The organism is Paenibacillus larvae subsp. larvae (genome assembly GCF_002003265.1).
GTDB lineage: Bacteria > Bacillota > Bacilli > Paenibacillales > NBRC-103111 > Paenibacillus_H > Paenibacillus_H larvae.
Genome location: NZ_CP019687.1, coordinates 3,468,714 through 3,475,000 on the forward strand (window position 1 = coordinate 3,468,714; position 6,287 = coordinate 3,475,000).

The 6,287-nt window shown below is 45.8% G+C and carries 8 protein-coding genes; all 8 read left to right on the top strand.

Annotated elements, in window-relative coordinates:
• The first annotated feature begins 62 nt into the window (after positions 1-62).
• The 8 genes from pabC (at position 63) to lysS (ending at position 6,273) form a co-directional block, all read left to right on the top strand.
• Positions 63-938, top strand: a complete 876-nt coding sequence (gene pabC, locus BXP28_RS17950) for an aminodeoxychorismate lyase (RefSeq protein ID WP_023482209.1) — start codon at positions 63-65, stop codon at positions 936-938.
• A 59-nt stretch (positions 939-997) separates the two neighbouring features.
• The gene (gene folP, locus BXP28_RS17955; protein ID WP_051428056.1) at positions 998-1,768 is read left to right on the top strand and encodes a dihydropteroate synthase; all 771 of its coding nucleotides are present in this window, start codon (positions 998-1,000) and stop codon (positions 1,766-1,768) included.
• 29 nt (positions 1,769-1,797) lie between these two features.
• Entirely contained in the window at positions 1,798-2,163 is a 366-nt protein-coding gene (folB, locus tag BXP28_RS17960; RefSeq protein WP_023482207.1) for a dihydroneopterin aldolase, read from the top strand.
• A 5-nt stretch (positions 2,164-2,168) separates the two neighbouring features.
• The gene (gene folK / locus BXP28_RS17965) at positions 2,169-2,702 is read left to right on the top strand and encodes a 2-amino-4-hydroxy-6-hydroxymethyldihydropteridine diphosphokinase (RefSeq protein WP_023482206.1); all 534 of its coding nucleotides are present in this window, start codon (positions 2,169-2,171) and stop codon (positions 2,700-2,702) included.
• Positions 2,654-2,866 (top strand): helix-turn-helix domain-containing protein, encoded by a 213-nt coding sequence (locus BXP28_RS17970; RefSeq protein ID WP_024095431.1) that lies wholly within the window; start codon positions 2,654-2,656, stop codon positions 2,864-2,866. Before folK ends, BXP28_RS17970 begins: the two co-directional genes overlap by 49 nt.
• 17 nt (positions 2,867-2,883) lie before the next feature.
• Positions 2,884-3,900, top strand: coding sequence for a tRNA dihydrouridine synthase DusB (dusB, locus tag BXP28_RS17975; RefSeq protein WP_024095430.1), 1,017 nt, complete (start codon positions 2,884-2,886; stop codon positions 3,898-3,900).
• Positions 3,901-4,173: 273 nt separating this feature from the next.
• Positions 4,174-4,650: a transcription elongation factor GreA gene (gene greA, locus BXP28_RS17980; protein WP_036655529.1), complete on the top strand. Its 477-nt coding sequence runs from the start codon at positions 4,174-4,176 to the stop codon at positions 4,648-4,650.
• 126 nt (positions 4,651-4,776) lie between these two features.
• Positions 4,777-6,273, top strand: a complete 1,497-nt coding sequence (lysS, locus tag BXP28_RS17985) for a lysine--tRNA ligase (RefSeq protein WP_036657207.1) — start codon at positions 4,777-4,779, stop codon at positions 6,271-6,273.
• Positions 6,274-6,287 lie beyond the last annotated feature (14 nt).

Consider the following 6,287-nt stretch of genomic DNA (forward strand, 5'->3'; position numbering starts at 1 on the left):
CCCTTTCATGGTAAAGACTTCTCCTCTTGAACCGGACCGCCAAAACTGGGAGTGGAACATCTATGTATATAAGCGTCAATGGTCACCTGTGTGACGAAAAAGAAGCCGTGGTCTCCGTTTATGATCACGGCCTTCTCTACGGAATGGGGTTATTCGAAACTTTCCGTACCTATAAAGGGATGCCATTTTTACTGAATGAACATTTGGACAGGCTTCGACAAGGTTGTCGGGATTTGGGGATTGATTTTGAACCTGATGCCGAAAGAATAAACCGGCAAATTTCACTCTTGTTGGACAAGAACCGTCTGCAGGATGCGTATTTTCGCTATACAATTACAGCAGGTATAGAGATGCTGGGCCTTCCCTCCACCAATTACAGTCATCCGACCGAAATAATGTATATAAAACAGCTTCCGCCGTTAACCGGCAAATTAATAGAAGAGGGGAAATCACTGCAGCTGCTCAAGCTGCCGAGGAATACCCCTGAAGGACTTGCAAGATATAAGTCTTTGCATTACATGAATACCATTCTCGGTAAAAAAGAGATGAGTCAGTATCCCTGGGCACGGAATGCTGAGGGACTGATGCTTACGGAAGAAGGATATATAGCGGAAGGGCTTGTAAACAACATCTTCTTTATTTTGGATGGAACTTGCCACACTCCCTCGGCAGATACGGGAATTTTGACAGGAATTACGCGCAGGTTTGTGATGAATCTTGCAGAACAGGCGGGAATGAATGTCTGTGAGGGATTGTATACATGGCACGATTTGCTGGAAGCAGAAGAAATTTTGATAACCAATTCCATCCAGGGAATTGTCCCGATTATCCGTTTATACCTGCCGACTGGTGAATGTCATATGGTGTCGGCCGGTGATGCGGGAATAATGACAAAACAGCTTCAGAAGATGTATCATCAACAGACAGGAAGTGAGTAAGAGTGACAGCAATCGCCTATCAAGATAAAAAATTGGAATTTGGCGAAAGAACACTGATTATGGGGATTTTAAATGTCACGCCGGATTCTTTCTCCGACGGGGGCAATTACATTCAACTGGATCAGGCCGTTCTGAGGGCGAAGCAGATGGTGGAGGAAGGGGCTGACATCATCGATATAGGCGGGGAATCTACGAGGCCGGACTCTAAGGAGGTTTCTCTGGAAGAGGAGCTCAGACGTATAATACCTGTTATTGAGCGGCTATCGAAAGAAGTAAGCGTTCCGCTTTCTGTCGATACTTATAAAGCTGAGGTAGCCCGGCAATGCCTAGAGGCGGGAGCCCATCTTATCAACGATGTATGGGGAGCCCGAAAGGAGCCGGAGATGGCAGAGGTCGCTGCCCGGTATGGCTGTCCGATTGTACTGATGCACAATCGGACAGAAATAGACTATACGGATTTTGTACACGATGTGCTTAGTGATCTGAAGGAGACGGTAAGGCTTGCCAAACAGGCTGGAGTAAAGGATGAGCAGATTATTCTTGACCCCGGAATCGGATTTGCCAAGACCAGAGAGCATAACTTGCAATTAATGAATTATTTGACCGAGATCCGCCAGTTGGGGTACCCTGTTCTTCTTGGGACTTCAAGAAAGAGCATGATATGGAAGACTCTTGATCTTGCGCCCACTGATGTGGTGGAAGGGACGGCCGCCACCGTCACGTTGGGGATCTACCAGGGGTGCGAGATCATGAGGGTACATGACGTCAAAGAAATGAGACGCGTTGCCGACATGACGGACGCCATTGTGAAACATCGAAATAAAAAATAAAATGGCGAACCATAAGGAGTGGACCGAACATGGATAAACTGACACTGAAAGGTGTTGAATTTTATGGAAATCACGGTGTTTTTTCCGAAGAAAACAGGTTGGGCCAGCGGTTTTATGTCGATTTGGAAATGTTACTTAACCTGCGAAAAGCGGGGCAAACCGACAATGTCGAAGATTCGGTCAATTACGCTGAAGTGTATGAAGTCATAAAGGCTATTGTCGAAAAGCAGACATTTAAGCTGATTGAGACACTGGCAGAACATATTGCATCTGGCGTTTTAGAAACTTATACTAGTATCCATGAAGTGACTGTCCGGGTAACAAAACCTCATCCGCCTTTTGATATTCATTTTGAAGGTGTGGCCGTGGAGATAACCCGGAAAAGAGAGGCCTGAAGGAGGTGGAACCAAAGGTGGTAGAAGCCTATGTGGGCCTTGGTTCCAATTTTGGAGACCGGGAGTCCTTTTTACAGCAGGCCGTTTCAAAGCTAGACAGCCATCCTCACATTTCCGTCATCGCAAGTTCCAGTATTTTTGAGACGGAACCGGTGGGATATTTGGATCAGGATTCATTTTTGAATATGGTTATTCAAATGGATACTTCCCTGGAGCCCGAACCGCTTTTGGATACCTTGCTGGCCATAGAGAAGGAGTTGGGTAGAACCAGGGAAATCAGGTGGGGACCCAGAACAATTGACCTTGATTTGCTGCTGTATGGCAGGGAATCGATAAACACACCTACACTTACCGTTCCTCATCCCCGGATGACAGAACGGGCTTTTGTGATGGTACCGCTAGTAGAACTTGTTCACCGCAGCCAAGACGCTTTATTTGCATCCTTGACAGAACAGTTGGAGAAACTGGAAGGAAAGGAAGGCGTTACGCTATGGAAAAAGACGCAGTTGCTCAAAGAATCCGGGCTTTTCGCAAATTAAAGGGATACACCCAGAATGAACTGGCTGATGAAATTGGAGTATCCATTTCTGTTTTGGGCTCCATTGAGCGGGGGACCCGCAGCGCAGACCTGAAGATTCTGCAAAAAATTTCGGATGTGCTTAAAATTGAGCTTGAGGAGCTGCATGTAACCTCAGCGAGATAAGGAGGAAATTAGCAGTCATGCTTAAAATAGGCAACGTCGTTGCACCCAACAACGTGGTTTTGGCACCTATGGCGGGTGTCTGCAATCCTGCATTCCGGCTGATCGCCAAGGAATTCGGCTGCGGACTCGTCTGTGCTGAGATGGTCAGCGACAAAGCCATTGTTCACGGAAACAGCCGGACCATGGAAATGCTCTATGTGGACGAGCGGGAGAAACCGCTGAGCCTTCAAATATTTGGCGGGGACAAAGAAACGCTGGTCGCTGCCGCGAAATACGTAGATTTGAATACAAACGCGGACATTATTGACATCAATATGGGATGCCCGGTTCCGAAGGTAACCAAATGTGATGCAGGAGCACGGTGGTTGCTGGATCCGCAGAAAATCGAAGAGATGGTATCAGCTGTTGTCGAAGTAGTAAGCAAGCCGGTTACAGTTAAAATGCGTATGGGGTGGGATTCTGAACATATTTATGCTGTACGGAATGCCCAGGCGGTTGAGCGCGCGGGAGGAAGCGCCGTCAGCTTACACGGCCGTACCCGCGAGCAGCTTTATACTGGAACGGCGAATTGGGACATTATTCGTGAGGTAAAACAATCCATCTCCATACCGTTAATCGGGAACGGGGATGTAGTAACTCCTGAAGATGCCAAACGTATGCTGGAAGAAACCGGCTGCGACGGGGTTATGATCGGAAGGGGAGCGCTTGGAAATCCCTGGATGCTTTACCGGACAGTCCATTATCTGACGGAAGGTGAACTGCTTCCCGAGCCCGGTGTGCGGGAGAAAATGCGCATTGCCATTCTGCACATGGACAGATTGGTCAAGCTTAAAGGTGAAAAAGTGGCGGTTAAGGAAATGCGTAAGCATCTCGCTTGGTATTTAAAAGGGCTTAAGGGATCTGCCCGAGTAAAAGATCAGGTGATGGAGAAGACTACGCGGGATGAAATGGTCCGTATCCTTACAGATTTCGCCAATCAGGTAGAAAGCATGGAGGCAAATGCGGCGTCTGCCGAAAATTCGATTCTTCATTAAATTCCGCTCATGTTGGGTTTCATTGACATTTGAAAAAGGTTTTAATATAATCAGTCAAAGTACAGATGAGTCAAACATAAATTTTGATACAAAACCCATATATCTCCCCCTTTTGTGAGCAGGTTCTGTTGGCGGAAGGGGGCGATATAATATATTAAATTAAGTGAATTCATACTTCTTGAATCAACATGCCGGAAGGGTTTTAGAGCGGTTACAAAAATGATTTGATTCAACGATATGAAAATTTTTCACACGACGGGAGATAGGTTGGAAATGAGTGAAAAAGAGGTTATCCTTACCCAAGAAGGTTTATCCAAATTGGAAAATGAGCTGGATCATCTAAAGTCTGTGAAACGGCGCGAGGTCGCAGAGAGAATTAAAGTGGCCATCGGTTATGGTGATATTAGTGAAAACTCAGAGTACGAGGATGCCAAAAATGAACAGGCTTTTATTGAGGGCCGTATCATCACCCTGGAAAAAATGCTTCGCAATGCCCGCATTATTAATAGCGATGACGTCGATACAGACACTGTAAGTGTGGGTTCAACTGTAACAATGAAAGATCTGGAATTCGGAGATACTGTCGAATATACCATTGTAGGCACTGCGGAATCCGATCCTTTTCTTAACAAAATTTCGAACGAAAGCCCTGTAGGCAAAGCGATCCTGGGTAAACAAAAGGGTGCCATCGTAGATGTAAACGTTCCTGCAGGAGTCATTAAGTACGAAATTATCGATATTAAAAAGTAACAAGCGGATTATGGATTATGATTAATTGAAAATGGGGAAAAGCTTCCTTTGGGGGCTTTTTTTCAAGAAGCAAGTTTTCCTTTTAAGAATAGAGCGTTTTTTGCGTGGAACATAGGAGATGAAAGCATGAGCCAAGAGCTGGAAATGAACGAACTGCTCGCCATACGCCGTGGCAAATTGGATGAGCTGAGAGAACTGGGGATTGATCCGTTTGGTAAAAAGTATGAAAGAACCGATTATGCCGGTGACATTCTGAGCAAATATGCGGAAACAGGCAAGGAAGAATTGAATGAACAGGGTATTCAAGTAAGTGTTGCCGGCCGTATTATGCAAAAAAGAGGAATGGGTAAAGCAAGCTTTGCCCATGTTCAGGATATATCCGGAAAAATCCAGATTTACGTGCGTCTGGATGCAGTTGGAGAGGACAAGTATAAAGCCTTTGAGATGCTGGATCTCGGAGATATCATAGGGGTCAAAGGTACCGTATTTAAAACAAAAACAGGAGAGACTTCCATTAAGGTGAAAGATCTGGAAGTTCTTACGAAATCCCTCATCCCCCTACCGGATAAATTCCATGGCCTTCAAGATGTTGAGCTCCGCTACCGTCAGCGCTATGTGGATTTAATTATGAATCAAGACGTCCAAAAGACGTTTATTCTGCGTTCCAAGATTATTCAATCCATGCGCTGTTATCTCGACTCCCTAGGTTTTCTGGAAGTAGAAACTCCGACACTTCATGCCATTGCGGGAGGGGCTTCCGCACGGCCGTTTATCACTCATCACAATGCGCTGGATATGCAATTGTATATGCGTATTGCCATTGAGCTTCATCTGAAGCGCCTAATCGTGGGCGGCCTGGAAAAAGTATATGAAATTGGGCGGGTATATAGAAATGAGGGCGTATCCACCAGGCATAATCCGGAATTTACAATGATTGAATTGTACGAAGCCTATGCGGACTATAAGGATATCATGCAGCTAACCGAAGACCTGATTTCCCATATAGCCAAGGAAGTATTGGGATCTACTACGATCGAATATCAAGGAAAAGAAGTTAATCTGGCAGGTGCTTGGAGAAGAGTATCCATGGTAGAGGCTGTCCGAGAAGTGACTGGTGTTGACTTTAGTGTAGAGATGTCAGATGAAGAAGCTCACCGTCTGGCCAAAGAACACAATGTACCGGTTGAGCCGAATATGACATTTGGACATATTGTGAATCAATTCTTCGAGACATTCGTGGAAGAAACCTTAATTCAGCCTACTTTTGTATATGGTCATCCGGTTGCCATTTCTCCACTGGCGAAGAAGAATGAAGAAGATCCACGCTTTACTGACCGTTTCGAACTCTTTATCGTAGCGCGTGAACATGCTAACGCGTTTACAGAGCTGAATGATCCGATTGATCAACGGGAACGGTTCGAAGCCCAGCTTCGCGAACGTGAACAAGGTAATGATGAAGCGCACATGATGGACGAAGACTTTATCCGCGCTTTAGAATACGGCTTACCTCCTACAGGCGGGCTGGGTATTGGTGTAGACCGTCTGATCATGCTGTTGACGAATGCTCCTTCCATCCGCGATGTATTATTATTCCCGACAATGCGGGAGCGTCAAGCCGAGTAACTTTTCCGATCATG

Bases quoted from the DNA above. Each gene is read 5' to 3' on its own strand.
- greA (WP_036655529.1), top strand. From the start codon at position 4,174: ATGAGTGAAAAAGAGGTTATCCTTACCCAAGAAGGTTTATCCAAATTG.
- folB (WP_023482207.1), top strand. From the start codon at position 1,798: ATGGATAAACTGACACTGAAAGGTGTTGAATTTTATGGAAATCACGGT.
- pabC (WP_023482209.1), top strand. From the start codon at position 63: ATGTATATAAGCGTCAATGGTCACCTGTGTGACGAAAAAGAAGCCGTG.
- dusB (WP_024095430.1), top strand. From the start codon at position 2,884: ATGCTTAAAATAGGCAACGTCGTTGCACCCAACAACGTGGTTTTGGCA.
- BXP28_RS17970 (WP_024095431.1), top strand. From the start codon at position 2,654: ATGGAAAAAGACGCAGTTGCTCAAAGAATCCGGGCTTTTCGCAAATTA.
- folP (WP_051428056.1), top strand. From the start codon at position 998: ATGGGGATTTTAAATGTCACGCCGGATTCTTTCTCCGACGGGGGCAAT.
- lysS (WP_036657207.1), top strand. From the start codon at position 4,777: ATGAGCCAAGAGCTGGAAATGAACGAACTGCTCGCCATACGCCGTGGC.